30 protein-coding genes are annotated in these 26,142 nt (G+C 69.5%); 14 read left to right on the top strand and 16 right to left on the bottom strand.

What is annotated here, in order from left to right; translation table 11 throughout:
* Position 1 precedes the first annotated feature (1 nt).
* The 3 genes from ASD35_RS17210 to ASD35_RS17220 are packed head-to-tail and all read left to right on the top strand — an operon-like array spanning position 2 to position 2,752.
* Entirely contained in the window at positions 2-775 is a 774-nt protein-coding gene (locus tag ASD35_RS17210; RefSeq protein WP_056876195.1) for an SDR family NAD(P)-dependent oxidoreductase, read from the top strand.
* 10 nt (positions 776-785) lie between these two features.
* The gene (locus tag ASD35_RS17215) at positions 786-1,814 is read left to right on the top strand and encodes an aromatic ring-hydroxylating dioxygenase subunit alpha (protein WP_056876196.1); all 1,029 of its coding nucleotides are present in this window, start codon (positions 786-788) and stop codon (positions 1,812-1,814) included.
* A complete protein-coding gene (locus ASD35_RS17220; RefSeq protein WP_056876197.1) occupies positions 1,811-2,752 on the top strand; it encodes a PDR/VanB family oxidoreductase in 942 nt (313 codons plus the stop codon). The genes ASD35_RS17215 and ASD35_RS17220 overlap by 4 nt, the downstream gene beginning before the upstream one ends.
* Here the strand turns inward: ASD35_RS17220 and ASD35_RS17225 are convergent.
* Positions 2,749-4,188 (bottom strand): sensor histidine kinase, encoded by a 1,440-nt coding sequence (locus ASD35_RS17225; protein ID WP_056876198.1) that lies wholly within the window; start codon positions 4,186-4,188, stop codon positions 2,749-2,751. The genes ASD35_RS17220 and ASD35_RS17225 overlap by 4 nt on opposite strands.
* Positions 4,181-4,867, bottom strand: coding sequence for a response regulator transcription factor (locus ASD35_RS17230; protein WP_056876199.1), 687 nt, complete (start codon positions 4,865-4,867; stop codon positions 4,181-4,183). Before ASD35_RS17230 ends, ASD35_RS17225 begins: the two co-directional genes overlap by 8 nt.
* 125 nt (positions 4,868-4,992) lie before the next feature.
* Between ASD35_RS17230 and ASD35_RS17235 the strand changes: the two genes are divergently transcribed.
* The 5 genes from ASD35_RS17235 to xth all read left to right on the top strand — a co-directional run bounded on the left by ASD35_RS17235 (position 4,993) and on the right by xth (position 9,989).
* The gene (locus ASD35_RS17235) at positions 4,993-6,012 is read left to right on the top strand and encodes a porin (protein WP_056876200.1); all 1,020 of its coding nucleotides are present in this window, start codon (positions 4,993-4,995) and stop codon (positions 6,010-6,012) included.
* A 25-nt stretch (positions 6,013-6,037) separates the two neighbouring features.
* Positions 6,038-7,000 carry a tripartite tricarboxylate transporter substrate binding protein gene (locus tag ASD35_RS17240; protein ID WP_056876201.1) on the top strand — a complete coding sequence of 321 codons (963 nt, stop codon included), beginning with the start codon at positions 6,038-6,040 and terminating at the stop codon, positions 6,998-7,000.
* 168 nt (positions 7,001-7,168) lie between these two features.
* Positions 7,169-7,678, top strand: a complete 510-nt coding sequence (locus ASD35_RS17245; RefSeq protein WP_056876202.1) for a tripartite tricarboxylate transporter TctB family protein — start codon at positions 7,169-7,171, stop codon at positions 7,676-7,678.
* A gap of 16 nt (positions 7,679-7,694) precedes the next feature.
* The gene (locus ASD35_RS17250) at positions 7,695-9,182 is read left to right on the top strand and encodes a tripartite tricarboxylate transporter permease (protein ID WP_056876320.1); all 1,488 of its coding nucleotides are present in this window, start codon (positions 7,695-7,697) and stop codon (positions 9,180-9,182) included.
* Between the two features lie 36 nt (positions 9,183-9,218).
* On the top strand, positions 9,219-9,989 hold the full coding sequence (xth, locus tag ASD35_RS17255) for an exodeoxyribonuclease III (protein ID WP_056876203.1): 771 nt from the start codon (positions 9,219-9,221) through the stop codon (positions 9,987-9,989).
* On the opposite strand, the gene ASD35_RS17260 is transcribed toward xth, so the two are convergent.
* Both ASD35_RS17260 and ASD35_RS17265 read right to left on the bottom strand, forming a co-directional pair.
* Positions 9,986-10,198 (bottom strand): DUF4287 domain-containing protein, encoded by a 213-nt coding sequence (locus tag ASD35_RS17260; RefSeq protein WP_056876204.1) that lies wholly within the window; start codon positions 10,196-10,198, stop codon positions 9,986-9,988. The genes xth and ASD35_RS17260 overlap by 4 nt on opposite strands.
* Positions 10,199-10,320: 122 nt before the next feature.
* Positions 10,321-11,880, bottom strand: coding sequence for an alpha-L-fucosidase (locus tag ASD35_RS17265; RefSeq protein WP_056876205.1), 1,560 nt, complete (start codon positions 11,878-11,880; stop codon positions 10,321-10,323).
* Between the two features lie 182 nt (positions 11,881-12,062).
* Here ASD35_RS17265 and ASD35_RS17270 point away from each other — a divergent pair, with 182 nt between their 5' ends.
* Complete coding sequence (locus tag ASD35_RS17270; RefSeq protein WP_056876206.1) at positions 12,063-12,968, top strand: SDR family oxidoreductase; 906 nt, start codon at positions 12,063-12,065, stop codon at positions 12,966-12,968.
* Here the strand turns inward: ASD35_RS17270 and ASD35_RS17275 are convergent.
* Positions 12,959-13,375 carry a GFA family protein gene (locus ASD35_RS17275; protein ID WP_056876207.1) on the bottom strand — a complete coding sequence of 139 codons (417 nt, stop codon included), beginning with the start codon at positions 13,373-13,375 and terminating at the stop codon, positions 12,959-12,961. The genes ASD35_RS17270 and ASD35_RS17275 overlap by 10 nt on opposite strands.
* A gap of 15 nt (positions 13,376-13,390) precedes the next feature.
* Positions 13,391-14,038 carry a CatA-like O-acetyltransferase gene (locus tag ASD35_RS17280; protein ID WP_056876208.1) on the bottom strand — a complete coding sequence of 216 codons (648 nt, stop codon included), beginning with the start codon at positions 14,036-14,038 and terminating at the stop codon, positions 13,391-13,393.
* Positions 14,039-14,128: 90 nt separating this feature from the next.
* Here ASD35_RS17280 and ASD35_RS17285 point away from each other — a divergent pair, with 90 nt between their 5' ends.
* Positions 14,129-15,730, top strand: coding sequence for a PAS domain-containing methyl-accepting chemotaxis protein (locus ASD35_RS17285; protein ID WP_056876321.1), 1,602 nt, complete (start codon positions 14,129-14,131; stop codon positions 15,728-15,730).
* Here the strand turns inward: ASD35_RS17285 and ASD35_RS17290 are convergent.
* Both ASD35_RS17290 and ASD35_RS17295 read right to left on the bottom strand, forming a co-directional pair.
* Positions 15,727-16,095 carry a hypothetical protein gene (locus ASD35_RS17290; RefSeq protein WP_056876209.1) on the bottom strand — a complete coding sequence of 123 codons (369 nt, stop codon included), beginning with the start codon at positions 16,093-16,095 and terminating at the stop codon, positions 15,727-15,729. The two genes, ASD35_RS17285 and ASD35_RS17290, sit on opposite strands and share 4 nt — an antisense overlap.
* Positions 16,096-16,288: 193 nt before the next feature.
* On the bottom strand, positions 16,289-17,017 hold the full coding sequence (locus ASD35_RS17295) for a helix-turn-helix transcriptional regulator (protein WP_056876210.1): 729 nt from the start codon (positions 17,015-17,017) through the stop codon (positions 16,289-16,291).
* Positions 17,018-17,103: 86 nt separating this feature from the next.
* Between ASD35_RS17295 and ASD35_RS17300 the strand changes: the two genes are divergently transcribed.
* Both ASD35_RS17300 and ASD35_RS17305 read left to right on the top strand, forming a co-directional pair.
* Positions 17,104-17,520, top strand: a complete 417-nt coding sequence (locus ASD35_RS17300; RefSeq protein WP_056876211.1) for a DUF4902 domain-containing protein — start codon at positions 17,104-17,106, stop codon at positions 17,518-17,520.
* A 66-nt stretch (positions 17,521-17,586) separates the two neighbouring features.
* Positions 17,587-18,123, top strand: a complete 537-nt coding sequence (locus ASD35_RS17305; protein WP_056876212.1) for a PaaI family thioesterase — start codon at positions 17,587-17,589, stop codon at positions 18,121-18,123.
* Here the strand turns inward: ASD35_RS17305 and ASD35_RS17310 are convergent.
* Genes ASD35_RS17310 through edd form a run of 3 tightly spaced genes read right to left on the bottom strand, consistent with a single transcriptional unit; the run spans position 18,120 to position 21,152 of the window.
* Entirely contained in the window at positions 18,120-18,665 is a 546-nt protein-coding gene (locus tag ASD35_RS17310) for an MOSC domain-containing protein (protein ID WP_056876213.1), read from the bottom strand. The two genes, ASD35_RS17305 and ASD35_RS17310, sit on opposite strands and share 4 nt — an antisense overlap.
* On the bottom strand, positions 18,662-19,285 hold the full coding sequence (gene eda, locus ASD35_RS17315) for a bifunctional 4-hydroxy-2-oxoglutarate aldolase/2-dehydro-3-deoxy-phosphogluconate aldolase (protein ID WP_056876214.1): 624 nt from the start codon (positions 19,283-19,285) through the stop codon (positions 18,662-18,664). Before eda ends, ASD35_RS17310 begins: the two co-directional genes overlap by 4 nt.
* A 37-nt stretch (positions 19,286-19,322) precedes the next feature.
* Positions 19,323-21,152 carry a phosphogluconate dehydratase gene (edd, locus tag ASD35_RS17320; RefSeq protein ID WP_056876215.1) on the bottom strand — a complete coding sequence of 610 codons (1,830 nt, stop codon included), beginning with the start codon at positions 21,150-21,152 and terminating at the stop codon, positions 19,323-19,325.
* A gap of 114 nt (positions 21,153-21,266) precedes the next feature.
* On the opposite strand from edd, the gene ASD35_RS17325 reads away from it, so the two are divergent.
* Positions 21,267-21,890, top strand: a complete 624-nt coding sequence (locus ASD35_RS17325) for a gamma-glutamylcyclotransferase (RefSeq protein WP_157275627.1) — start codon at positions 21,267-21,269, stop codon at positions 21,888-21,890.
* Between the two features lie 16 nt (positions 21,891-21,906).
* On the opposite strand, the gene ASD35_RS17330 is transcribed toward ASD35_RS17325, so the two are convergent.
* Positions 21,907-22,515, bottom strand: a complete 609-nt coding sequence (locus tag ASD35_RS17330) for an NTP transferase domain-containing protein (protein WP_056876217.1) — start codon at positions 22,513-22,515, stop codon at positions 21,907-21,909.
* A gap of 105 nt (positions 22,516-22,620) precedes the next feature.
* Here ASD35_RS17330 and pdxH point away from each other — a divergent pair, with 105 nt between their 5' ends.
* The gene (gene pdxH / locus ASD35_RS17335; protein ID WP_056876218.1) at positions 22,621-23,256 is read left to right on the top strand and encodes a pyridoxamine 5'-phosphate oxidase; all 636 of its coding nucleotides are present in this window, start codon (positions 22,621-22,623) and stop codon (positions 23,254-23,256) included.
* Here pdxH and ASD35_RS17340 read toward each other — a convergent pair.
* From ASD35_RS17340 to msrA, 4 genes are read right to left on the bottom strand one after another with little or no spacing between them, the layout of a single operon-like run.
* Complete coding sequence (locus ASD35_RS17340) at positions 23,253-23,738, bottom strand: DUF3299 domain-containing protein (protein WP_056876219.1); 486 nt, start codon at positions 23,736-23,738, stop codon at positions 23,253-23,255. The genes pdxH and ASD35_RS17340 overlap by 4 nt on opposite strands.
* A 20-nt stretch (positions 23,739-23,758) precedes the next feature.
* Positions 23,759-24,964, bottom strand: coding sequence for an ABC transporter permease (locus ASD35_RS17345; protein ID WP_056876220.1), 1,206 nt, complete (start codon positions 24,962-24,964; stop codon positions 23,759-23,761).
* Complete coding sequence (locus ASD35_RS17350; protein WP_056876221.1) at positions 24,961-25,602, bottom strand: ABC transporter ATP-binding protein; 642 nt, start codon at positions 25,600-25,602, stop codon at positions 24,961-24,963. Before ASD35_RS17350 ends, ASD35_RS17345 begins: the two co-directional genes overlap by 4 nt.
* Positions 25,602-26,138, bottom strand: a complete 537-nt coding sequence (msrA, locus tag ASD35_RS17355) for a peptide-methionine (S)-S-oxide reductase MsrA (protein WP_056876222.1) — start codon at positions 26,136-26,138, stop codon at positions 25,602-25,604. Before msrA ends, ASD35_RS17350 begins: the two co-directional genes overlap by 1 nt.
* Between the last annotated feature and the right edge of the window lie 4 nt (positions 26,139-26,142).

The raw sequence follows: 26,142 nt of genomic DNA on the forward strand, positions 1-26,142 counted from the left end.
CATGAACATCTCTGGACAAGCTGCCCTCGTCACCGGTGCCGGCTCCGGCCTCGGCGAAGCCGTGGCCCGCGCCCTCGCCGCCCAGAGCGCCCGCGTCGCCCTGCTCGACATCAACGAAGCCGGCGCCCAGCGCGTGGCCGCCGACATAGGCGCCGACCGTGCGCTGGCGCTGCGCTGCGACATCACCGACGCGGCGTCAGTCACCGCCGCGCTGGACGCCGCCGAGGCCGCCTTCGGCCCGGCCCGCATCCTGATGAACATTGCCGGCATCGGCACCGCCAAGCGCATCGTGCAGCGCGACGGCTTGCCCGCACCGCTGGAGGACTTCGAGCGCGTCGTGCGCATCAACCTCATCGGCACGTACAACGTCACGCGCCTGGCGGCCGCCCGCATCGTGGCGTTGGAGCCCCTGGCCGACGGCGAGCGCGGCGTCATCGTCAACACCGCCTCGGTCGCGGCCTTCGACGGCCAGGTCGGCCAGGAGGCCTACTCGGCGTCCAAGGGCGGCATCGTCGGCATGACGCTGCCACTGGCCCGCGACCTCGCGCAGTTCGGCGTGCGCGTCTGCACCATTGCGCCGGGCCTGTTCGCCACGCCGCTGATGAAGGAACTGCCGGAGGAGGTGCAGCAAAACCTCGCCGCGTCCATCCCCTTTCCCAAGCGCCTGGGCCAGCCCGAGGAGTTCGCCGCGCTGGCTCTGCACATCGCCAGCAACGGCCACTTGAACGGCGAAGTCATCCGGCTCGACGGTGCGCTGCGCATGGCCCCGCGCTGAAGGAGACCTCATGTTCATCACCAACACCTGGTACGTGGCCGCCCGAAGCGACGAGGTCGGCACCGGCAAGCCGCTGGGCCGCAACGTCTGCAACCATGCGATGGCCTTCTTCCGCAACAGCGCCGGACAGGTCAACGCCGTGGAGGACTTCTGCCCCCACCGCGGCGCGCCGCTTTCGCTGGGCAGCGTGCACGGCGACACCCTCGTCTGCGGCTACCACGGCTTGGCCATGGGCGGCGACGGCAAGGTCGTTTCCATGCCCTGCCAGCGCGTGCGGGGCTTTCCGGCCATCCGCAGTTTTCCCGTGCATGAGGCGCATGGCTTCATCTGGGTCTGGCCGGGCGACGCCGCCCAGGCCGACGCGGCATTGCTGCCGGCCTTCGAGTGGCTAGGCAACCCGGCCTTCGGCTATGGCGGCGGGCTGTACCGCATTGCCTGCGACTACCGGCTGATGATCGACAACCTGATGGACCTGACGCACGAGACCTATGTGCACGCCACCAGCATCGGCCAGAAGGAGATCGACGAGATCCCCTGCACGACGCGCGTCGAGGGCGACCACGTTGTCACCGAGCGCCACATGCAGGGCATCGAGGCGCCGCCGTTCTGGAAGATGGCGCTGCGCATGAATGGCCTGCCCGACGACCAGCCGGTGGACCGCTGGCAGATCTGCCACTTCACGCCGCCCAGCCACATCATGATCGAGGTGGGCGTGGCGCTGGCCGGCCAGGGCGGCTACAACGCCCCGGACGAAGTGAAGGCCGCGAGCTGGGTGGTGGACTTCATCACCCCCGAGACCGACACGTCCATCCACTACTTCTGGGGCATGGCGCGCAAGTTCAAGCCGCAGGACGAGACGCTCACCGCGCAGATCCGCGAGGGCCAGGGCAAGATCTTCGCGGAGGACCAGGAGATGCTGGAGCGCCAGCAGCTCAACCTGCTGGCCTGGCCGCAGCGCCAGCTGCTGATGCTCAACATCGACGGCGGCGGCGTGCAATCGCGCAAGGTCATCGAGCGGCTGCTGGCGGCACAGTCATGATCACCGTCCGCATCGAGGCCAAGACTGCGGTCGCGCAGGACGTCTGCGCCCTCACTCTCGTGCCCGCCGACGGCGGCGCCCTGCCCGCCTTCACGGCCGGTGCGCATGTCGATGTCCACCTGCCCGGCGGCATCGTCCGCCAGTACTCGATCAGCAACGACCCGGCGGAGACCCACCGCTACGTGCTGGGCGTGCTGCGCGAAGCCGGGTCACGCGGCGGATCAAAGGCGGTGCATGAGCAACTCGCAGCCGGCCAAACGCTGCAAGTGAGCGCACCCCGGAACCACTTCCCCTTGGCGCCGCGTGCCCGCCGCAGCCTGCTGATCGCCGGTGGCATCGGCATCACGCCCATCCTCGCGATGGCCCGCCAGCTCGCCAGAGATGACGCCGACTTCGAACTCCACTACGCCGCGAGCAGCGCGGAGCGCATGGCCTTTCGCGCGGAGATCGAGGCCAGCCCTTGGGCGGCGGTCGCTCGTTTGCACGTCGGCCGGCCGCGGCTGGACGTCGAACGGCTGCTGGCCGCACAGGCCGCGGATGTGCATGTCTACGTCTGCGGTCCCAAGCGCCTGATCGACGCGGTGACCGCCGCGTCCCAGCGCCTGGGCTGGCCCGGCGAGCGGGTCCACCACGAGTTCTTCGCCGGCGCAGAACCGCCCGCACCGGGTGGGAACGACGCCTTCGACATCGAGCTGCGCTCGGGCCGCGTCATCCGCGTCGCCGCCGAACAGACCGCCGCCCAGGCCCTCATTGCCGCTGGCGTGCCACTGCTCACGTCCTGCGAGCAAGGCGTTTGCGGCACCTGCCTGACGCGCGTGCTGGCCGGCGAACCCGAGCATCGCGACCTCTACCTGACACCGCAAGAGCAGGCCGCGAACGACCAGTTCACACCTTGCTGCTCGCGCTCGCGAGGCCAGCGGCTGGTGCTGGATCTCTAGACCGTCGCCGACGCCGCCCGGGACAGCGGCAACCGCACCCGCGCATCCAGCCCGGCCACGCGGGCGCCGTCCATGCGGTTGCCCAGTTCGATCTGCCCGCCCAGCGACAGCACCAGCGCCTGGCAGATCGCCAGGCCCAGGCCGGAACCCTTGCTGGACTCGCCCACGGCGAAGGGCAGGAACAGCCGCGCCTGCTGCTGCGGCGTCAAGCCTGGGCCGCCGTCGGCAATCAGCAGGTGGGCCATGTCGCCGTCCACCGAGAGCTCGATGGCCAGACGTCCGCCCGCGGGCGTGTGCAGGATGGCGTTGTGCAGCAGGTTGCGCGTCAACTCGCGCAACGCCCATTCGTGGCTTTCAATGGCGGCGGGTTGGGTGTGGATGTCGAAGTCCAGCCCTTGCTTGGCGATCAGCGGCGCCAGGTCCAGCGCGACCGCGCGCGTGATGTCGGCCCAGTCCTGCACGGGCATCGCCTCGCCCTGCTGGCGCATCTGCTCGGCGCGGGCCAGCGCCAGCATCTGGTTGGCCAGCTGGGTGGCGCGCGCCACGGTGGTGTCGATCTCGGCGAGTGCCTGCATCGGCTCCACGTCGCCCTGGCGTGCCGACTGCACCTGCACCTTCAGCACCGCCAGCGGCGTGCGCAGCTGGTGGGAGGCGTCGCGCACGAAGCGCTTCTGGTGCTCCAGCAAACGGGCCTGGCGGGCCAGCGCGTCGTTGGTGGCGACGATCAACGGCGCCAGTTCGGCCGGCATCTCGGGCGCCTGCAAGGGACTGAGGTCGTCGGCATCGCGCGCCTGCAGCGCGGCGCTGAGCTCGCGCACCGGCCGGGTGGCGCGCTGCACCACGGCCCAGACGACGATGGCGATGACCGCCAGCAGCGCGGCCTGACGCCACAGCGTGTGCAGCAAGACCTGGCGCGCCAGGCTGCGGCGCAGGTCCAGCGTCTCGGCCACCTGGATGGTGGCCTGACCCATGCCGGTCTGGCCCGAGACCGGTTGCAGCAGCACGGCCATGCGCACCGGCTCGCCGCGAAACACGTCGTCGTAGAAGTCCACCAGCGCCGGGTAGGCGCCCTGGTCGGGCAGCTTGCCCTGCCAGTTGGGCAGGTCGTCGTAGCCCGAAACCATCTCGCCCTTGAAGCCCAGCACCTTGAAGTAGAGCCGGCTGCGGCTGTCGGTCTCGAAGGCCTCCAGCGCAGCGTAGGGCACCGCCGCCACCAGCCGGGCGCTCTCGCCGCTGCCGTCCACGCCGAGCAGCTCGCCGATGGCCTTGGCCGACGCCAGCAGCGTGCGGTCGTAGGCGGTGTCGACGGCGCGCAGCGTCTCGCGGTAGAGGCTGACGGTGTTGATGGCCACCAGCAGGCCCACCGGCAGCAGGATCCCCCACAAAAGGCGGGCCCGCATGGACAGCCCCGCCAGGCGCTTTGCAAGCTCAGTCATCAGCCTGCAACAGATAGCCCAGGCCGCGCAGCGTCACGAGCTTGGCGCCGGTTGATGCGAGCCGCTTGCGCAGGCGGTAGGCGACGACCTCGATGGCGTCCGGCTGGGCATCCGCCGCGTCGGCGAAGACGAGGCTGAACAACTTGTCCTTGGCCGCCGCCTGGCCGGGGCGCACGAGCAGCGCGCGCAGCAGCGCGGCCTCGCGCGGCGGCAGGTCCAGCGGCTGGCCATGGTGGTAGACGGCGCCGCTCTCGGCGTCGACACGCAGCCCGCAGAAGCTCGGCGCGTCGGCCGCGGCGCGCAGGCTGTCACTGGCCTGGCCCTGGCGGCGCACCAGCGCCCTGATGCGGGCCTCCAGCTCATCGAGGTCGAAGGGCTTGGGCAGGTAGTCGTCGGCGCCGGTGTTCAGGCCCAGGATCTTGTCGCCCAGCGTGCCGCGCGCCGTGATGATGATGACCGGCGTGGCCAGGCCTTCCGCACGCGCGAGGCTCAGCACGTCCAGGCCGTCGAGACCCGGCATGGAGAGGTCGAGCAGCACGACGTCCGGCACGCTGGCGCGCCAGCGGCTCAAGGCCTTGGCGCCGTCGTCGCAGATGCTGACCCGGAAGCCGCGCCGCTCGAACGAGCGCTGCAGCGTGGTCTGCATGGCGGCGTTGTCTTCGATGACGAGCAGCTTCATGGGCCGGCAGGCTAGCACCGGCCCACCCGTGCGCAGGGGCTGAGGTTTACCCCGAGGCGATGGACAGCCGATTGACAGCCTCGCTGCTCAGCATGAAGGACCTTATAAAAGAACGGAGACAACGAATGAACTTCCAAGTGAAGCTGCTTGCCATGGCCGCCTTGGCCGGCGCCTCGGCGCTGGCCTCGGCCCAGCAGTCCAGCGTGACCATCTTCGGCGTGCTCGACGTGGGCGTGCAGCGCCTGAAGAACGGCGACAAGACCCTGAACCTGGAAAGCATCGACGGCATGCAGACCAGCCGCATCGGCTTTCGCGGCCAGGAGAACCTGGGTGGCGGGCTGAGTGCCGGCTTCCACCTCGAAGGCGCCATCGGCCCCGACGTCGGCGCCGGTGGCGACTGGCGTCGCCGCGCGACGGTCAGCCTCTCTTCGAAGGACGCGGGGGAACTGCGCCTGGGCCGCGACTACACACCGACCTTCTGGAACATCAGCAAGTTCAACGCCTTCGGCACCAACGGCGTCGGCGCGGCCAGCAACCTGGTTTACGGCTTCGACGGCGTGTCGGGCACGGCCAAGACGGTGATCCGTTCGGACAACTCGGTCGGCTATTTCCTGCCCGACGGTCTGGGCGGCGTCTACGGCCAGGCCATGGTGGCAGCCGGCGAAGGCACGACGGGCCGCTACGTCGGCGCCCGCATCGGCTACGCCGGTAACGGGCTTGATGTCGCCTTCGCGATCTCGGACACGACCAACACCGCGGCCGGCGACAAGTTCAAGGTCACCAACCTGGGCGGCAGCTACACGCTCGGGCCCGTCAAGCTGCTGGGCCTGTACCACGTCAGCAAGCAGACGACGCGGGAACAGAAGAACTACGTCGTCGGCGCACACTATGCGATCGGCTCGGGCGTCATCCGCGCCAGCTACGTCAACGCCCATTCGCGCAACAGCGCCAACGGCCAGGACTACACCGGCAAATTGTTCGCCGTCGGCTACGTGCACAACCTGTCCAAGCGCACTTCGCTCTATACGACACTCTCGCAGGTCAACAATAGCAACACGGGCCGCTTCCTGATCCCTGGTGGATCGGCCATCACGCCCGGGCAGGATTCGAGCGGCTTCGAAGCCGGCATCTACCACTCGTTCTGATTCTCGAAACTCAACGGAGACAAGCATGCGTCGCGACACGTTCCTGAAGTCCCTTGCGGCTCTGGCCGCCACCGGCGCATGGCCGCTGGCAGCGCAGGCGGCAGGTGCCAACATCAAGATGATGATTCCCGCCAACCCCGGGGGCGGCTGGGACACGACCGGCCGCGCCTTCGGCAAGGCGCTGCAGGACGCGGGCCTCGCGTCCTCGGTGCAATACGAGAACAAGGGCGGCGCGGCCGGCGCGCTGGGCCTGGCCCAGTTCGTCAACGCCAGCAAGGGCGACCCCAATGCGCTGCTGGTCATGGGCGCCGTCATGCTGGGCGGCATCATCAGCGGCAAGCCGCCCGTCTCGCTGTCCCAGGCCACGCCCATCGCGCGGCTGATCAGCGAGTACAACGTCTTCGTCGTGCACGGCGCTTCGCCGCTGAAGACGATGACCGACGTCATCGAGCAGCTCAAGAAGGACCCCGGCAGCGTCAAGTGGGGCGGCGGCTCGCGCGGCGCCACCGAGCACATCGCCGCGGCCATGATCGCCCGCGACGTGGGCGTGGACGCAGCCAAGATCAACTACGTGCCCTTCCGCGGCGGCGGCGAGGCGACGGCGGCCATCCTGGGCGGCAACGTCACCATCGGCGGCAGCGGCTTCAGCGAGTTCCAGCCTTACCTGGAGAGCGGCAAGATGCGCGCCATAGCCGTCACGTCGCCGCAGCGCATCAAGGGCCTGAACGCGCCGACGCTGAAGGAACTGGGCATCAACGTCGAGATTGGCAACTGGCGTGGCCTTTACGCGCCGCCCGGCATCACCGCCGATCAGCGCAAGGCGCTGACCGCGATGGTGGTGCAGGCCACCAAGAGCAAGAGCTGGGCGGAGTCCATCGAGAAGAACGGCTGGACGCCGGCGCTGCTGGCGGGCCCCGAGTTCGACGCCTTCGTCGACCGTGAGTTCGCGACGCTGCGGGCGATCATGGTCAAGTCCGGGATGATTTGAGGCCCCTCGCCCAGTCTTGCACCGGCTGAACGCCGGCAAGCCTGGTCGGTCCCCCGAGGGGACGGCGATGTCCGCGGCATTGAGCCGCGTACACATCGCTCGCGGGCCGGCTTGGGGCGATCCGGCGCTCGGCCCGCGCGGAGTCACAACTGAACTGAGGCAGCCTTCATGAGCGAAAACTCCTCTTTGACCGGCCAGACGCTGGCGGGCATTGGCGCTGTGCTGGTCGGCGCGGTGATGGCGTACGGCGCGACCTTCATCCCGTCGGATGCCGGCTATGCCGGCGTCGGCCCGAATGCCCTGCCCTGGCTGGTCTCGGTGGTGCTGATGGTCTGCGGCGCCTGGCTGGTCTGGGAGGCGCGCACCGGCGGCTATCGCGAGCTGGATGCGCCCTCTGGCGCCGAACGCGGCGACTGGCCGGCCGTCGCCTGGGTGATCGCAGGCATCGTCGCCAACGCCAGCCTGATCACCACCATCGGCTTCATCCTGTCCTGCGGCCTGTGCTTTGCGCTGGCGGTGCGCGGCCTTCGCATCGCCGAGGGCAAAGCCGCCGGCGGGGTGCGTCGCAGCGCGATCGACCTGGTCACCGGCGTCGCCATCTCGGCACCGGTGTTCTGGATGTTCACCAAACTGCTCGCCATCAACCTGCCCGGCCTGACCGCCAGCGGCTGGCTGTAAAGGACTGTTCGCCATGATGGATCTCTGGAACCAACTGATGGGTGGCTTCGCCACGGCGGGCACCCCCATCAACCTGCTCTGGGCCTTCCTCGGCTGCGTCATCGGCACCGGCATCGGCGTGCTGCCGGGCCTCGGCCCGGCCGTGACGGTGGCGATGCTGCTGCCCATCACGTCGCAGGTCGAACCGACGGCGTCGATGATCTTCTTCGCCGGCATCTACTACGGCGCGATGTACGGCGGCTCGACGACGTCCATCCTGCTCAACACCCCCGGCGAGACCGGCACGATGGTGACGGCGCTGGAGGGCTTCAAGATGGCCAAGAGCGGCCGCGCCGGCGCCGCGCTGGCCACGGCGGCCATCGGCTCCTTCGTGGCCGGCACCATCGCGACGGTGCTGGTCACGCTGTTCGCGCCGGTGGTGGCGGACTTCGCCGTGACGCTGGGCCCACCGGAATACTTCCTGCTGATGCTGCTGGCCTTCACGACCGTCAGCGCCGTGCTGGGCAAGAGCACGCTGCGCGGCATGACGTCGCTGTTCATCGGCCTGGCGCTGGGCCTGATCGGGCTGGACCAGATCACCGGCCAGGTGCGCTACACGATGGGCGTGCCCGAGTTCATGGACGGCATCGAGACGGTACTGGTCGCGGTGGGCCTGTTCGCGGTGGGCGAGACCCTCTACACGGCGCTGTACGAAGGCCGCAGCACGCAGGAGATCAACAAGCTCAGCAGCGTCCACATGACGAAGAAGGAGTGGAAGCGCTCCATCCCCGCGTGGCTGCGCGGCACCTTCATCGGCTTCCCCTTCGGCACCATCCCGGCGGGCGGCTCGGAGATCCCGACCTTCCTCAGCTATGCCGTCGAGCGCAAGCTCAGCAAGCACAAGGAAGAGTTCGGCACCACCGGTGCCATCGAGGGCGTGGCCGGCCCGGAGGCCGCCAACAACGCCGCCGTGACGGCCACCCTCGTGCCCCTGCTGACGCTCGGCATCCCGACCTCCGTGACGGCCGCCATCCTGCTCAGCGCGCTGCAGAACTATGGCATCCAGGCCGGCCCGCAGCTGTTCACCACCTCGTCGACGCTGGTGTGGGCGCTGATCGCGTCGCTGTACATCGGCAACGTGATGCTGCTGGTGCTCAACCTGCCGCTGGTGGGCCTGTGGGTCAAGCTGCTGAAGATCCCCAAGCCGCAGCTGTATGCGGGCATCCTGATCTTCGCCACCGTCGGCGTCTACGGCATGCGCCAGAGCGCCTTCGACCTCTACGTCATGCTGGCGCTGGGTCTGATGGGCGTGGCCATGCGGCGCTTCGACTTCCCGACCGCGCCGGTCGTCGTCGGCATGATCCTGGGACCCTTGGCCGAGGCGCAGATGCGCAACGCGCTGTCCATCGGCAGCGGGCATTGGGGCGTGTTCGTCGAGCGACCGCTGTCGATGGGCTTGCTGGTGCTGCTGGCCGCCGTGCTGCTGCTGCCGCGGGTGTGGCGCGTGATGGCCAGGCGCAGGTAAGAGCCTGCGCGGCAGACACCTGGGTAGGATGGCGCGATGAAGAAATTCGCCACCTGGAACGTCAACTCCCTCGCCGTCCGCCTGCCGCAGGTGCTGGACTGGCTGGCCGCCCACCCCGTCGATGCGTTGGTGCTGCAGGAGACCAAGCTCACCGACGACAAGTTCCCCACCGCCGAATTCGGCGCCGCCGGCTGGCAGGTGCAGTGGTTCGGCCAGAAGACCTACAACGGCGTCGCGCTCGTCAGCCGCGAGCGGGCCACGGACGTCGTGCGCAACATCACCGGCTTCGCCGACGAGCAGGCCCGCGTCATCGCCGGCACGGTGGACGGCATCCGCGTCGTCGGCGGCTACTTCCCGAACGGCCAGTCGCCCGAGAGCGAGAAGTTCACCTACAAGATGAACTGGCTGACCGGCCTGCGCGGCTGGCTGGTCGAGGAGCTCAAGCAGCACGAGAACCTCGTGCTGATGGGCGACTTCAACATCGCCCCGGAGGACCGCGACGTCTACGACCCGGTCGCCTGGGCCGGGCAGATCCACTGCACGCCCGAGGAGCGCGAGCATTTCCGCCAGCTCATCGCACTCGGGCTGACCGACGCCTTCCGCCTCTTCGAGCAGCCGCCCAAGAGCTGGAGCTGGTGGGACTACCGCAACCTGGCCTTCCGCAAGAACCAGGGCCTGCGCATCGACCACATCCTGGTCAGCGAGGCGCTGAAGCCTCGTGTGACCGCTTGCGAGATCGACAAGCTGCCGCGCAAGAACGAGCGCCCCAGCGATCACGCGCCGGTCATCGTCACGATCGACGGCTAGGGCTTTTTCGCCAGGTACCAGGCCACCAGCGCATTGGCGTGGCCATGGCCCATCTCATGCGCCGTCTTGAGATGGTTGACCAGCTCCATGTGCTTGAGCGGGCCGGCCAGCGCCAGCACCTGCTCCCAGTGCGCGATCGGCTGGCCGTACTTCTTCTCGATGGAAGGGAAGTAGGAGGCGGGGCCCTTGACCTTGTCTTGCGTTGCCATCTGACGTCCTGCGTAGGTTGAGGGGATGCCGACCGAAGGCCGGCATGTCCCTACGACGATCGCACGCCGCCTGATTCGACAAACCCCGCGGGGAAAGTCAGTGCCCGAGGGCCACGGCGCCGTCAGCCGCGGGTGATGCGCAGCGCGCCGACGTGGCGGCTGGGCAGACGTTCGGGCACGTCGACCTCCAGCGCCTGGGCGGTCTGCCGGAACGGCAGCGGCCCTGCCCCCACCAGCTCGACCTTGCGCACCGCACGCGGCTCGTGGGCGTTGCCGCGGCGCAGCGCGGCGATCTTCACAGTGCCCTTGGGCTCGCCCAGGGTCAGCGCATACAGCGCGTCCCCGCGGGTCGTGAAGCGGATGTCCTGCGGCGTGTAGGCCGTGTCTTCCTTGAACGCCCCGCTGGCGGCCTCGGTCGGGCCTTCGCCGTAGATCTTCCACGGCCGCGTGCCGTGGATCGACTCGCCGTTGACCTTCATCCACGCGGCCATCTCGGTCAGCAGCCGGTCCGATTCGGGCGCGAGCGAGCCGTCGGCGCGCTGCACGACGTTGAGCAGCATGTTGCCGTTCTTGCTGACGATGTCGCACAGCATGGTCAGCACCTGGACCGGCGTCTTGTAGCGGTCGCGCTCGGAGAAGAACCAGTCGCCGTTGGAAGTGTCGGTCTGCCACGGCAGCGGGTTGATGCCGTCGAGCACGCCGCGTTCGACGTCCTGCACACCGACCTCGCGGATGAACTCGCCCGACCCCAGCGCCTTGTGGTTGTACACCGCCTGCATGTCGCCGTTGCGGCGGACCGAGGTGTTGAACAGATGCGCGATGGCGGCGCGGCCCACCTCGCCGAACGGAATGCCGCCGTCCGAGTACAGCAGGTCCGGCTGGTGGCTGTCGATCAGGTCGACGACGCGGCGGTACCAGATCTCGTGGAACTTCGGGTTGTTGGTGTACCAGTCGCCGCCGCGGTTCAGGTAAGGCGTGTCGTGCGGCTCGTGGTAGAGGTCGAAGTTCTCAGGCTTGGCGCCGTCGTAGGCCACGCCCAGCTTGGGCCAGAACTGGTCGCACTGGTGGCTGGTCCACCACCAGTTGTGGCTGGCGCCCAGGTGCTCCGACACGCCGAAGCGCAGCCCGCGCTTGCGCGCCGCGCGCGCCCAGTCGCCGACGATGTCGCGCATGGGGCCGAGCTTGGTGGCGTTCCAACGGTGATGCTTGGAGTTCCAGAGGTCGAAGTTGTCGTGGTGTACGCCCATCGACACGAAGTACTTGGCACCCGCGGCCACGTAGCGGTCCATCAGCGCCTCGGGTTCGAAGCGCTCGGCCTTCCACTGCTTGATGATGTCCTTGTAGCCCACTTCCGATGGGTGGCCGTAGGTCTTCACATGATGGTCGTAGTGCGGGTGGCCGGGCACGTACATGAAGCGGGCGTACCAGTCGCCCTGGCCGGGCACGGCCTGGGGTCCCCAGTGCGACCAGATGCCAAGCTTGGCATCGCGGAACCACGCAGGGACAGCCGCCGCCCGCAGCGAATCGGCGGCGGCGTTGAACGGGCCGCTGGACGTCGGCGGCTTGTACGCCGCTGGCGCCGTGCGGTCGCAGCCCTGCGCTTGCGCGGCACGGGCAGCCCCCAGGCCCACGGCGGCCAGCAGCGGAGTCGTCAGGAAGGTGCGTTTACTCAGATGGGGCATGCGGTTCGAATGCTGTTGTCGGACAAAGGCACGCACATTGGCACGGCCAACATGGCCTGACCAATTTGAACAAATATCGCAGCTGGTCTTACCAGAAGAAACCCTCAACCTTGCCTGTACTGGGGAGAAGGCAGCGCGTCTTCCCCAGGGATGCCAGCATTGAACCGAAGGAGCACGACACCATGAACGAAACGTTGAGAGGCAAGGTCGCGCTGGTTGCCGGCGCGACGCGCGGCGCGGGGCGCGGCATCGCAGTCGCCCTGGGTGAAGCCGGCGCGACGGTCTATTGCACCGGGCGCAGCACGCAGGCGGGGCGCTCGGAGATGGATCGGCCCGAGACCCTCGAGGAGACCGCAGCCCTCGTCGACGCCGCTGGCGGCAAGGGCATCGCCGTGCGCGTCGATCACCTCGTGCGCGACGAGGTGCGCGAGCTGGTCGCGCGCATCGAGCGCGAGCAAGGCGCGCTGCACCTCCTCGTCAACGACATCTTCGGCGCGACGAAGATCGAATGGAACAAGACGGTCTGGGAGTCGGACCTCGACTTCGGCCTGCGCAGCCTGCGCCTGGCCATCGACACGCATGCCATCACCAGCCATTTCGCCATCCCGTTGCTGCTGAAGGCGCCGGGCGGGCTGGTCATCGAGATCAACGACGGCACCGAGGCCTACAACGGCACGCGCTACCGCAACTCCTTCTTCTACGATCTGGCCAAGGCGGCCGTGTTGCGCATGGGCTTCGCACTGGGCCACGAGCTGAAGTCGCATGGCGCGACCGGCCTGTCGCTGTCACCGGGCTGGATGCGCTCGGAGGCCATGCTGGAGGCGTTCGACGTGCGCGAGGACAACTGGCGCGACGCCATCGCCCATGTGCCCGGCTTCGCGATCGCCGAAAGCCCCACCTTCGTCGGCCGCGCCGTCGTCGCGCTCGCCGCGGACCCGGACGTGGCGCGCTGGAACGGCCAGTCGCTGTCCAGCGGCCAACTGGCCCGCGTGTACGGCTTCACCGACGTCGACGGCAGCCAGCCCGATGCCTGGCGCTACATGCTGGACGCCGAGGCCGGCGACGTGGACGCGAACGCCTACCGCTGACCGCCCTTCATCACGGCGCCTTCAGCGCGGCTGGTGGCGTCGCGGTCATGCGCGTAGTGCCGCGTCAGCGGGAACGGCGGCAACCACGACTCGCGGCGCACGATCCAGCTTTCATAGGTCGGCACGAACTGGTCGGGCGCATCCAGCGCGCCGAGGTTCACCTCGATCTCATCCGCGCTGCGCCCGAACACCGGCGAGCCGCAGCGGGGGCAGAAGAACCGCCCGGCGTAGCTGCGCGTCTCGCCGTCGATCTGCACAGCCTCCTGCGGGAAGATCGCCGACGCGTGGAACAGCGCGCCGTGGTGCTTGCGGCAGTCCAGGCAGTGGCACAGGCCCACGCGGTACGGCAGCCCCGAGGCCACGAGCTTCACGTTGCCGCACAGGCAGCCGCCGGTGAATCGGTCCATGGGTCTGCCCTCCAGTCAGATCGCGTCGAGGTTCGCCTGCAGCCGCTCGAAGAAGCGGCCCACGTGCACGCCATCGCACAGCGCGTGGTGCACGTCGACGGCCACGGGCATCAGCAGCCGGCCGCCCTCTTCCTTGAAGCGGCCGAAGGCGATCTTGGGCCGGTCGTCGCCCTGCCCGCGCGCGTGGGTGAAGGCGGTGAAGGCCAGCCACGGCAGCGCCGTCATGTGCACCAACGTTTCTTCGCGCACGTCGCCCGGCTCGTCGGCGGCGAACAGGTCGCCGCTGGCGCGGCGCACGCGCTCCACGTGCGGCTTGGCCCGCGCGGCGAAGGCAGCCAGCGAGGGCTCGCGCGGCAGCGTCACGAAACCGAAGCTGCCATCGTCGCGCAGCACCGTGGTGCTGGCGTGGACGGCCGCGAACTCGCGCACGCCGCTGCCGTCGGCCTTCAGCGTCTGGCGCATCGCATCGATCCCGTTGGCCGCTTCCAGCGCCGCATGGTGGTAGGCCAGCCAGGGCGTTGCACCCAGGCGCGTGGCGCGTTCCCGCAGGCCGGTCACGTCCACCGGCGCGGTGACGCTGAAGGCCGGCTGGGCCATGCGGCTGAAGTGCGCCAGCGCGGCACGGCGCGGCCAGAGGTCGAGGGGGATGTCACGGTCGGTCATGTCGGGTTCGGCGCGGGGGGCGGCGGCTTGCGCCAGATCAAGGGTGAGGTCCAGCAGGACTCACATGCTCGCACGCCAGAGGAACTGAACATGCGACTGCAAGCCGTCACCCAACGCGAGCACCCCTTCCCGGACGGCCGGCGACTGGTCTCGACGACCGACCTGAAGGGCCGCATCCTGCATGCCAACGCCGTCTTCGTCGAGATGAGCGGCTACGCGCTGAACGAGCTGCTGGGCCAGCCGCACAACATCCTGCGCCATCCGGACGTGCCGGAAGAGGCCTTCCGCGACATGTGGGCCACCATCCAGGCCGGACGGCCCTGGTCGGGTGTCGTCAAGAACCGCCGCAAGAACGGCGATCACTACTGGGTCGTGGCGCATGTGACCCCGCTGCTGGAGGGCGGTCGCCCGGCGGGCTATCTGTCGGTGCGTTCGCAGCCGACGCGCGCGCAGATCGACGCGGCCGAAGGCCTCTTCGCGTTGATGCGCCAGGAGAAGGCCAGCGGCCGGCTGCGCCATCGGCTGGACGGCGGTGAGTTGATACGCCCCGGCGTGGCCGCGGGGCTGCTGCGCCTGTGCCGCCACCAACCCTGGCTCAAGGGCATGGCGGCGCCGTTGTCGTCCGCCGCGCTGGCTGCGGCAGCCGTCACGCTGGCCGGCCCGTGGGCAGCGGCGGGCGTGGCCCTCGTCGTTGCGGCGGGCCTGGCCAAGCTGCAACATGCCCGCCTGCGTGCGACCTTGGGCGCCGTCGAGGGCTTTGCCAATGCGCTGGCTGCCGGTGACCTGTCGGTCCGGCTGCAGCCCGGCGGCAGCGCATTGACGCGCGACCTGGCGTCGGCGCTGTCGCAGGTGGCCATCAACCTCGGCGCCATGGTGGTCGACACGCGCCACGAACTGGAACGCATCCGCGGCGTCAGCCACGACATCGCGGCGGGCAACCGCGACCTGGCCCAGCGCACCGAAACGCAGGCCACCCAGCTGCAGCAGACGGCGGGCAGCATGGCCCAGATCGCCGCAACCGTGCACGGCACCAGCGCCGATGCGCAGGCGGCCAGCAGCGTGGCCGGTGAGCTGTACGGGGTGTCGCGTCGCAGCGCAGATGTCGTGCATTCGGTGACCGACACCATGGCCGGCATTGCCCGGTCGTCCGGTCGCATCGGCGAGATCGTGCAGCTCATCGACAGCATCGCCTTCCAGACCAACTTGCTGGCCTTGAACGCGGCGGTGGAAGCCGCCCGCGCGGGCGAGCACGGCAAGGGTTTTGCGGTCGTGGCCGGCGAGGTGCGGGCGCTGGCACGGCGCAGCTCGGTGGCGGCGCGTGAGATCAAGTCGCTGATCGACGACTCGACGCAGCGCGTGCAGGCTGGCGAGGCGCAAACGCGGGCTGCGCGCGAGAGCATCGACGCGACGCTCGCGCAGGTCGACGCTTTCACCACGCTGATCGCCGGCATCGACCAGGGCGCGCATGCACAGTTGCACGGCGTGGCCGGCGTGCATGGCGCAATCCGTCAACTCGACGGCATCACGCAGCAGAACGCCAGCATGGTGGAACAGCTGGCTCGCGCGGCCGCCCAGATGCTGGACGACACCGAGCAGGTGACCGCGGCGCTGCGGATCTTCCGCCTCACGGCGAACGGGTTGCGGTCACTGCCCGACGCAGTCGAACTGCGCCGCGCGGCAAAGCGGGTTTAAAGCGGCTCCGGCGCGCCGGGTTGGCGCATGCCGAAATCGTGCAGCGCGCGCTGGAGTTCTTCCGCGCGCTCGGCACCGAGGTCGACCAACAGCCGGTGGGCCGGCGTGTTGCGGATCTGCCCGATCTGGTTGTAGCCCAGCGTCCTGGCACTCTCGAGCGTTCGGGCGCTCAGCGGCAGGCAGTCGAGCGGCGCCTGGTCGGCCAGGCTCAGCAGCAGCGCATAGGTTTCGGCGGAGATGGACACCATGGCTCCGCTCAGGGAACAAAGGGGCTGCGCCGGCGGCTCGCGCAGCAGCGCCCAGACGGGGACGCCGCGGGCCGCGCTCGGGCGGCGGTCGGCATCTCTGTCCTTGGCTGTGCGCATGTCGGGTCCGATGCGTCCCAGATCAACGTTCAGCCGCCGAGCTTGGGCAGGCCGAGGAGTTCGCAGACGAAGTCGATGAGTTTCATGGTGGGCTCCTGGGGGCTGGGGAAGAAATTCGCTAGCCCGAACTGTCCCTTTTTTCATCCCCCTAGAAACCTAGCAAGTCTTCTAGGTTGTGCGTCACACCAACGCCTCACAGCAGGCCGGCAGCCACGCACTTCAGCACCGCCTGGTGCTTGGAACTCACGCCCAGCTTGCGCATCGCATTGCCGAGATGGAAGTTCACCGTCTTCTCGCTCATGCCCAGGATGACGCTGACCTCCCAGGCCGTCTTGCCCTGGGACGTCCAGCTCAGCACGTCCAGCTCGCGCCGGGTGAGCTTGGGCAGGTCCTTCTTATCGATCTTCGGGCTCAGCAGGTTGTCGGCGGCCGTCAGCGCGTGCGCCGCGAGCAGTTGCAGACCGCCGATCATCTGCATCAGCCCCGCGCCCGACTCGGGCAAGGCCTCCTCGCGGTCCACGCCGAGCAGGAAATGCTTGTTGCCCGGCAGGTGCAGCTTGACCGCGATGCCTGTCTTGTAGCCATACGGCGCCTGCGCTTCCCACACCTCACCCGCTCCCGCGGCGGCGTAAGTCCGCTGGTCGTAGACCACCGGCACTGGCTGCGTCATCAGCTTGGCCATGACGGGGTCGCGGCGGGCCTCGCCGAGGTCCTTTGCCACCGCCAAGTAACCCTCTGGCGTGTTGCCCAGCGACGTGATCTTGACGTCCGGGTCCTGCAGCAGCCCCCGCATCAGCACGCCAGAAATGATGGGAAAGCCCAGCGCATCGGCCGTGGCGACCAGGCGGCGCTCGAAACTGGCGAAGTCCTCGCTCAAGCCGACGTCGATCAGCTGTTGATAGTTCATTTCGGGCTTGCCCATACCTGTCAAGTCTGCCAGCTTGTCCGGGGCCTGCCAGGGTCGGAGACTGCCTTCCCGTTGGAATCACACGACCGTGAGGTTTGTCCATGTCGACCTTGATCCGGCTGCCCGAAGGCAGCGTCTGCTGGCCCGTGGCCGCACTGTCCAGCGCAGCCCAGGATGTCCGCCACGCCCAGACCAGCGTGAATCGCGCCCGCACCGGCGGCCAGACCGTCCGCGGCCTGACCCGCTGGGAGCGGCGCTATGCCGATGTCAGCGCCTGGGTGGAATGGGACTGGGTCGAGGTGGCTGAGGGCACCGTGGCGCAGGCCGACCCGCTCAACGTGCGCTCCAACGTGCTGCTGCTGGACGACCATGGTCGCCCCCTGCTGTCGTCGCGACGCCGAGCGACGCTGGCCACGTTGGTGTACCTGCTGCCGTGGCAGGGGCCGGTGCTGGACAAGCTGCGGCTGACGGCGCCGCGGCGGCACGCCCTCCAGCCCCAGGAACGCCTGGCCGCCTGAACCCGTGCGACAGCGCCGGCCGGCGCGCTTGCGCAGAATGCGCGGCTCTACACCGGAGCCGCCGACATGACTTCCTCCCCCGACGCCCTTCTCGCCCAATGGCAAGCCGACGAGGCGGCCGTGCGGGCGCGCCAGCAGCAGGACACCGGCCTGGCGTCCCGCGCCATGCTGGCCGGCAAGACCGGGCTGCAGCAGATGCAGGCCATGCTGGACGGCCTGGCGCCGCGCCCGCCGATCAGCGAGACGCTGGACTTCGTGCTGATCTCGGTCGCGGATGGCGAGGCGGTCTTCCAGGGCCGGCCGCAGTTCAAGCACTACAACCCGCTGGGCAGCGTGCACGGCGGCTGGTTCGCGACGCTGCTGGACTCGGCGCTGGGTTGCTCGGTGCACACCACGCTGCCGGTCGGCCGTGGCTACACGACGCTGGAGTTCAAGGTCAACCTCGTGCGCTCGCTCAGCGAGCAGGTGCCCCTGGTGCGCGCCATCGGCCGCGTGGTTCACCGCGGCCGGCAGGTGATGACGTCGGAGGCGGAACTCGTCGGCCATGACGGCAAGCTGTACGCGCATGCCAGCACGACCTGCCTGCTGTTCGACCTGCCCTAGACGCGCTCCAGCCTGACGTGCGGCACCGGCGGCAGCCGCACGTCGATCGCGTCGCCTGGCTTGACGACGCCACCGGCCAGCACGACGCTCATCACGCCGGCCTTTCGCACGACCTCGCCGTTCACGTCCTTGTCGACGACCGCCTTCAACAGCCCTGTCTCGAAGTTCTCGATCTGAGGGCAGGGGTTGCGCAGGCCGGTCACGCGCAGCACGACCGCGGCGCCGATGCGCAGTTCGGTGTCGCGCGGCAGCGCCAGCAGGTCGATGCCACGGGTGGTGATGTTCTCGCCGAGCTGGCCGGGCTGCACGCCGAAGCCTTGTGCGGCCAGCTCGTCGAAAAGCTCGCCCTGGATCAGGTGCACCTGACGCAGGTTGGGCTGCGTCGGATCGCGCGCGACGCGCGAACGGTGCTTGACCGTCACGCCGCAATGGGCATCGCCCGCGACGCCCTGCCCTTCAACGAGCTGCAGTTCGCCATGCGCGAACTTGGAGAAGCTGTGTGTCGCGCTCGACCAGACCGCAGCGACGACAGCCGCGGTCATGCGCGCAGCGCGGCGGCCTCTGCGGCCAGTTGGGTGATGCGCTTCCAGTCCTTGGCGTCGATGGCGTCCTGGGGCGTCAGCCAGGAGCCGCCGCACACCTTGACGTTGGGCAGCTTCAGGAACTGCGGTGCGGTCTCCAGCGAGATGCCGCCGGTCGGGCAGAAAGCCACGTCCGGGAAGGGGCCGGACAGCGCCTTCAGCAGGTTGACACCGCCGACCGCGACGGCCGGGAACAGCTTCAGGAACCCGAAGCCCGCGGCGTTGGCCTGCATGACTTCGGACGCCGTGGACACGCCGGGCAGCAGCGGCAGGCCCTCGGACTTGCAGGCCGAGGCGAGCGCATCCGTGTAGCCGGGGCTGACGCCGAACTGGCAGCCGGCGTTCCTGGCGGCGGTCACGTCCGCGGGGCTGCGCAGCGTGCCGGCGCCGACGATGGCGCCCGGCACCTTGGCCATCGCTTCCATGGCCTGCAGCGCGACGGGGGTACGCAGCGTCACCTCCAGCACGCGCACGCCACCGGCGACCAGCGCCTCGGCCAGCGGCACGGCGTCTTCCAGGCGCTGGATGACGATGACGGGAATGACGGGGCCGTGGCTGGCCAAGCTCAGGGTTTCAAGCATCTCTTTTCCTCGACGGGCGCTCTCGCACCCCGTTTTTTCAAAGCCAGGTGACGGCGCCTTCCTCGGCGCTCAGGACGTTGCGGCGCATGCCGGCGAAAAGCTCGCGGCCAAGACCATGTGCGTTGACGTCTGCCTCGGCCGGGTCGAGCTTGGCGACCTCGCGCGCGGCCCACTCGGCGTCATCGACCAGCGCCGACAACGCGCCGGTCAGTGCGCACACGCGCACCACGTCGCCGTCGCGCAGGCGGGCCAGCGGGCCGCCGGCCAGCGCCTCGGGGCTGACGTGGATGGCGGCGGGCACCTTGCCGGAGGCGCCGCTCATGCGGCCGTCGGTGACGAGGGCGACCTTGAAGCCCTTGCCCTGCACCACGGCCAGCGGCGGCGTCAGCTTGTGCAGTTCGGGCATGCCGTTGGCGTGCGGGCCCTGGAAGCGCACGACGACGACGACGTCGCGCTCCAGCTCGCCGTTCTTGAACGCCGCCAGCATGGCTTCCTGCGTCGTGAAGACGCGGCAGGGTGCCTCGATGGTGTGGCGATCCTCCGGCACGGCCGAGACCTTGATGACGGCGCGGCCGAGGTTGCCCGCCAGCAGCTTCAGGCCACCCGTCGCGCTGAAGGGCGCTGCGGCCGTGCGCACGACGCCGTCGTCGCCGCTCTCGGCTGCCAAGGGCTCGCGCCGCACCTCGCCGCCCTGCCCCACCGCGCGCGGGACAAAGGCGTAGGGGCGCAGGCTGTCGCCGGCCACACTGACGACGTCCTCGTGCATGAGGCCGGCGTCCAGCAGCTCGCGGATGACGAAGCCCGGGCCGCCGGCGGCCTGGAACTGGTTCACGTCGGCGCTGCCGTTCGGGTAGACGCGGGCCAGCAGCGGCACGACGGCCGAGAGGTCGGAGAAGTCCGTCCAGTTGATCAGGATGCCGGCCGAGCGCGCGACCGCAACCCAGTGAATCAGGTGGTTGGTCGAGCCGCCGGTGGCCAGCAACGCCGCCATTGCGTTGACGATGCAGCGCTCGTCGACCAATTGGCCGATGGGCTTGGCGGCATGGCCAGGCACGCGGCCGCTGATGTTCAGCGCCGTGGCGACGGCCTCGCGGGTCAGCGCGCCGCGCAGGTCGTCGTGCGGGTGCACGAAGGCGCTGCCGGGCACGTGCAGGCCCATGGCTTCCAGCAGCATCTGGTTGCTGTTGGCCGTGCCATAGAAGGTGCAAGTGCCGGCACCGTGGTACGCGGCGGATTCGCTGGCCAGCAGCTCGTCGCGGCCCACCTTGCCCTGGGCGTAGAGCTCGCGCACCTTGGCCTTCTCGCTGTTGGAGATGCCCGAACTCATCGGGCCGGCCGGCACGAAGACGCAGGGCAGATGGCCAAAATGCAGCGCCCCGATCAGCAGGCCCGGCACGATCTTGTCGCAGATGCCCAGCAGCAGCGCGGCATCGAAGACGTCGTGGGTCAATGCGATTGCGGTGCTCATCGCGATGGTGTCGCGCGAGAACAGGCTCAGCTCCATACCGGGCAGCCCTTGCGTGACGCCGTCGCACATCGCCGGCACGCCACCGGCCACCTGCACGGTTGCGCCCAGGCGGTGCGCCTCGGCGCGGATCTGGGCTGGGTAGCCCTCGTAGGGCTGGTGGGCCGACAGCATGTCGTTGTAGGCCGTGACGATGCCCAGATGGGGGCCCTTCTCGGCCACGATGCGCAGCTTGTCGTTGGACGGCAGGGCCGCGACAGCGTGGGCGACGTTGGCGCAGCCCATGCGCTCGAAGCCGCGCTGGCGGTTGTTGAGCTGCGCGATGCGCGCCAGGTAATCACCGCGCAACTTGGCGCTGCGCTCGCGGATGCGCTCGGTGACTTCGATCAGTGTGGAATTCATATCAGTCTCCTGGAGCCTCATGTAACCAGGCCTTGGGAATTTAGGTAACCATATTACTTGCCCATAAGGCCCAGCGGGTTACGGGCTGGGTACCGACATGACAAGATGGCGGCGATGGCGTCACAGGCAATCAACATTCCCCACGGCCCCGCGCGCAGCGAACACCTGCTGCTGCGCACCACGGCCGAATGGCGGGCCAGCGGCGATGACCTGCTGCTGTTCGCCTACGGTTCGCTGATCTGGCGGCCGGAGTTCGAGTATGCCGAGGCCCTGCCCGCGCGGGTGCTGGGCTTTCACCGCGTGCTGCGCATGCGCTCGCGCGTGAACCGCGGCTCGCCGCAGCAGCCGGGGCTGGTGCTGGCGTTGATCTCCGGCGGCAGCTGCCGCGGCCTGGTCTATCGCATCCCGCGCGACATCGGCGACGGGGTGCTGCCGCGGCTGTGGGCGCGTGAGATGCCCAATGGCGTCTACGAACCGCGCTGGCTGAACTGCGACACGGCCTCCGGTCGCTTGAAGGCACTGGCCTTCACGCTGTCACGCCAGAGCCCGAACTGGACCGGCGCGCTTCACGAGCCGGAGCTGCTGCACATCTTCCAGCACGCCAGCGGCCGCTACGGCACCACGCTGGACTACCTGCTGCGCACCGTTCAGGGTTTGCGCGAGCATGGGATCCGCGACATGGAGCTGGAGCGCCAGGTGCACCTGGCCGCACAGCACGGGCTGTGCGCGCCGCTCTGACGCCGGCGCGAGAAACCTAACCACGCAGTCGTGCGAGGTCTTCGGCGGTGTCGACGTCGATGTGCACGCCGGGGTCGTCGACCGTGATCGGTTGGGCCGCGTAGCGGGCGACGATGCGCCGCGCACCTTCGTCGCCCTGCAGGGCCATCAGCTCCGAGTAGAGCTCGGTGCCGAAGCCCACCGGATGACCCTGGATGCCTCGGTACTGGGCGTAGCAGACGGGATAGCGCTCCAGCCCCTGGGCGACGGCCATGATGGTGGCCGGCTGCACCAGCGGCATGTCGGCCGGCAGGATGAGCCAGCCGTCGGCATCGCCCGTGGCGCTGACGCCGGCGACGATGGAGTGCCCCATGCCGATGGGCTGCGGGCGCCCCTCGGCATCGCACTCGGGCAGGGTCACGACATCGCGCGCGGCCACCAGCTTGTGCACGGCCGGCGCCAGCGCCGGTGTCGTCACGACGACCACCGGCAATTGCGTGGCGATGGCATGGCGCAGCGTGCGGGCCAGCAGCGTGTCTGCACCGGCAGCGCCGTCGAGCTGCTGCTCCAGCTTGTGGCCCGGGCCGCGGAAACGCGTGCCGCGTCCTGCGGCGAGGACGACGACGGCGGGGCGTCGTTTGATCATCACGGGGGCCTGTTCAACATCTGCTGCACTGCCGCAAGCATGCCGAGTGACCTCGCGCTTGAAACTGGGGCGTTCACTTAAGGGAAGGTCTGCATACTTCGGGGGATGAGCAAACTGAGCGACTTCCGAAAGAGCTATGAACTGGGGGAGCTGGACGAGGCCGAGGCCGCCGACGGCCCCCTCGTGCTGTTCAACCGCTGGATGGACGAGGCCATTGGCCACGACGTCTCCGAGCCGACGGCCATGACAGTGGCCACGGTCGGCGCCAACGGCCGGCCCTCCACGCGCGTGGTGCTTCTCAAGGGCTGCGACGCCCGCGGCATGGTCTGGTTCACGAACTACGAAAGCCGCAAAGGTGAGGAGTTAGCAACCAACCCCTTCGCCGCGCTGCAGTTCCACTGGGTGGAGATGGAACGCGTCGTGCGCATCGAGGGCCGCGTCGAGAAGACGTCGGCAGCGGAGTCGGACGAGTACTTCAAGAGCCGCCCGCTGGACTCGAGGTTAGGGGCCTGGGCCTCGCCGCAGAGCCAGGTGATCAGCTCGCGTGCCGTGCTGGTCGCCAACGCGGCCAAGGCAGCCATGCAGCATGGGCTCAACCCGGCCCGGCCGCCGCACTGGGGCGGCTACCGGCTGGTGCCCGACCGCTACGAGTTCTGGCAGGGCCGCCGCTCGCGCCTGCATGACCGGCTGGTGTTCCGGCTGGAAGCCGGCGGCTGGGTGCGCGAACGCTTGGCGCCCTAGTTGACGGCGTTGCCGTCCTCGACGCGGTAGTAGAGGCCGTACGGGTCGTCGCTGAGCACGGCCAGCACGCCTTCGACGACGACCGGCTCCAGCGTGTAGCGCACCGGCTTCTTCGTGCGCACCTCGACCAGGCCTTCCGGGCCGGCGGGCACGCAGAACGAGCAGCTCGTCGGCACCGAGGACAGCAGGAAGTGCTGCTGCTTGTCACCGGCCTCCAGCGGCATCATGAAGCCCTGCACCTTGACCGTCTTGCGGTCCAGCGCCTGCACGGCGGCCGGGAAGGTCGGCACCAGCTTCTTCTTCTCCGCCTTGGCGGTCACCTGCGACAGCAGCTTCCACGACAGGATGTCGGCGCGCTCTTCCAGCGGCTTGAAGGGGCTGCGCGGGTCGTGGTAGCCGGGGCCCTGGCCCAGGCTGGGCGGCGTCTGGGCGAAGGCGGCCGCGGCGGCCAGGCAGAGGGCTAAAACGGGCTTGAACTTCATGGTGGCGGGATTGTCGGCGCTCAGCGCGGCGCCTGCAGCAGTGTGGTGACATCCAGCCGATAGGCCCGCCAGGCGGGCCAGGCGGCGGCCAGCAGCGCCAGCCCGCCGGCCAGCAGCGGCACCAGCCATTCGGCTTCGCTCCAGCCCAGCAGCCCCAGCCGCAGGGACTGCCGTTCGGCCAGCAGCCGCTCCAGCACCGCCACCAGGCCATGGCCCGCCGCCAGGCCCAGCACGGTGGCCAGGCCGGCCAGCAACAGCGCCTCCAGCGCGATCAGCAGGGCGATGCGGCGGGCCGGCGCGCCCAACATGCGCAGCATCGCGAGGTCGCCCTGGCGTGCGCGCACCGCGTGCAGCAGCGCGACCCAGACGGACAAACCCGCCGCAGCCAGCAGCACGACGCCGAAGCCGCGCAGCACCTCGGTGCCGGCGCCCACCAGGCGCATCAGCCGGGCGGTTTCCAGCGCCGGCGCGGCCGCTTGCAGGCCGTCCTGGGCGTTGACCCAGCGCGGCAGCATGGCGGCCGCGAGCGGGCTGCGGTAGCGCACCAGGGCCAGCGTGATCTCGCGCTGCTCGCCGTGCTCGTCATGGGCGTCTGCTTCGGTGTTTGCGGCTTGGTGCGCCTCGTGGACCTCCCACACTGAAGCCAGGTCGGTCAGCACCAGCCGGTCCAGCACGCTGCCCGAGTCGGCCAGCACGCCGACGACCTCGAAAGGGTGGTCGCCATGCGCGCCGCCGCCCTCGGCCAGGCCATGGCTGCCGGTGAAACGGTCGCCGGGCTTGAGCCCCGTCGTGCGCGCGACCTCCGCGCCGAGCACGGCCTGCATGGGCCGGGTCCACAAGGCGCCCTGCCCCAGCTTGGCACCGTAGAGGTCGATGTAGTCCGGCGTCGTGCCGACGATGCGGTAGCCGCGGAAGGCGTCGCCCAGCGACAACGGCACGGCCTGCGCGACCAGCGGCTGCTGCTTCAGCCGCTCCAGCGTCGCCAGCGGGATGTTGCCGGTCGGCGCATCGAGGTGGAAGACGCCGGCCAGCATGATCTGCATCGGGCTGCCCTTGGCGCCGACGACGAGGTCGATGCCGGCGAGGTCGCGCTTCAGCCCGGCCTCGACCTGGGCGCTGGCGCGCAGCACGAAGGTCACCGCGGCGAGGCCCAGCGTCAGCAGCAGCAGGTTGAGCGCCGTCGTCAGCGGGCTGGACCAGAGGTAGCGCCAGGCCAGACGGATCACAACACCACCTCCGACACGTCCTCACGACCACTCAGCGCCTCGACGACGCGCGCATCGTGGCTGGCGATCACCAGCGTGCAGCCCTCGCGCTCGGCCGCGTCGAGCAGCAGGGCCAGCATGGTCAGCGTGTGGTCGTCGTCGAGATTGGCGCTGGGCTCGTCCGCCAGCAGCAGCCGGGGGCGTCGCATCAGCGCGCGGGCCAGGGCGACACGCTGGGCCTGCCCGACGCTGAGCTGGTGCGGCTTGCGGCCGGCCAGCTCGGCGATGTCCAGCGCCGCCAGCAGCTCGGCGGTCCGCGCCGGCTCGGCGCCCTGCCCTGCGGCCAGCGCGGGCAGCGCGAGGTTCTCGGCCACCGTCAGTGCTTCGCTGAGATGAAGGCGCTGCGGCACGACGCCCAACGTCGCGCCGCGCCAGGCGTCCAGCGCGCGCGGGCTCAGGGTTTGAAGCGCCGCGCCGGCCGCGTGCAGCTCGCCCTGCTGCACGCGCAGCAGCCCGGCGAGCAGGGCCAGCAGCGTCGACTTGCCCGAGCCCGAGGCGCCACGCAGCAGCAGATGCTGCCCCGCCGGCAGCGCGAAGTCGGCATAGGCGATGGTGGCACCGGCGGCATAGCGGTGGCGCAGCCCGCTCCAGGCCAGCATCACTTCACGAGGCGTTTGAAGCTCGCCAGGAACTTGTCCACCTTGCCCGCGACGACGAAAGCGCAATAGCCCTGGTCGGGGTTGCGGGCGTAGTAATGCTGGTGGTAGGCCTCGGCCGGGTGGTAGTTGGTCTCGGGCTCCAGCTCGGTGACGACGCGGCCGCCATGCGCCGCGTCGGCCTCGGCGATGACTTCGGCGGCCAGGCGGCGCTGGTCCTCGGTGTGCCAATAGATGGCCGAGCGGTACTGGGTGCCGACGTCAGCCCCCTGGCGGTTCAGCGTCGTCGGGTTGTGGATGGTGAAGAACACCTCCAGCAGCTCGCGCAGCGACACCTGGGCGGGGTCGAAATCCAGCCGCACGACCTCGGCGTGGCCGGTGCTGCCGCTGCAGACCTGCTCATAGTTCGGCTGGGCCGCATGGCCATTGCTGTAGCCACTCTCGACGCGGTGCACGCCGCGCACGCGCTCGTAGACGGCCTCCAGGCACCAGAAGCAGCCGCCGGCGAGGGTGATGCGTTCGAGAGTCGGTGTGGACATGGCG

The sequence above is a fragment of the Pelomonas sp. Root1444 genome, assembly GCF_001426885.1.
GTDB lineage: Bacteria > Pseudomonadota > Gammaproteobacteria > Burkholderiales > Burkholderiaceae_C > Pelomonas.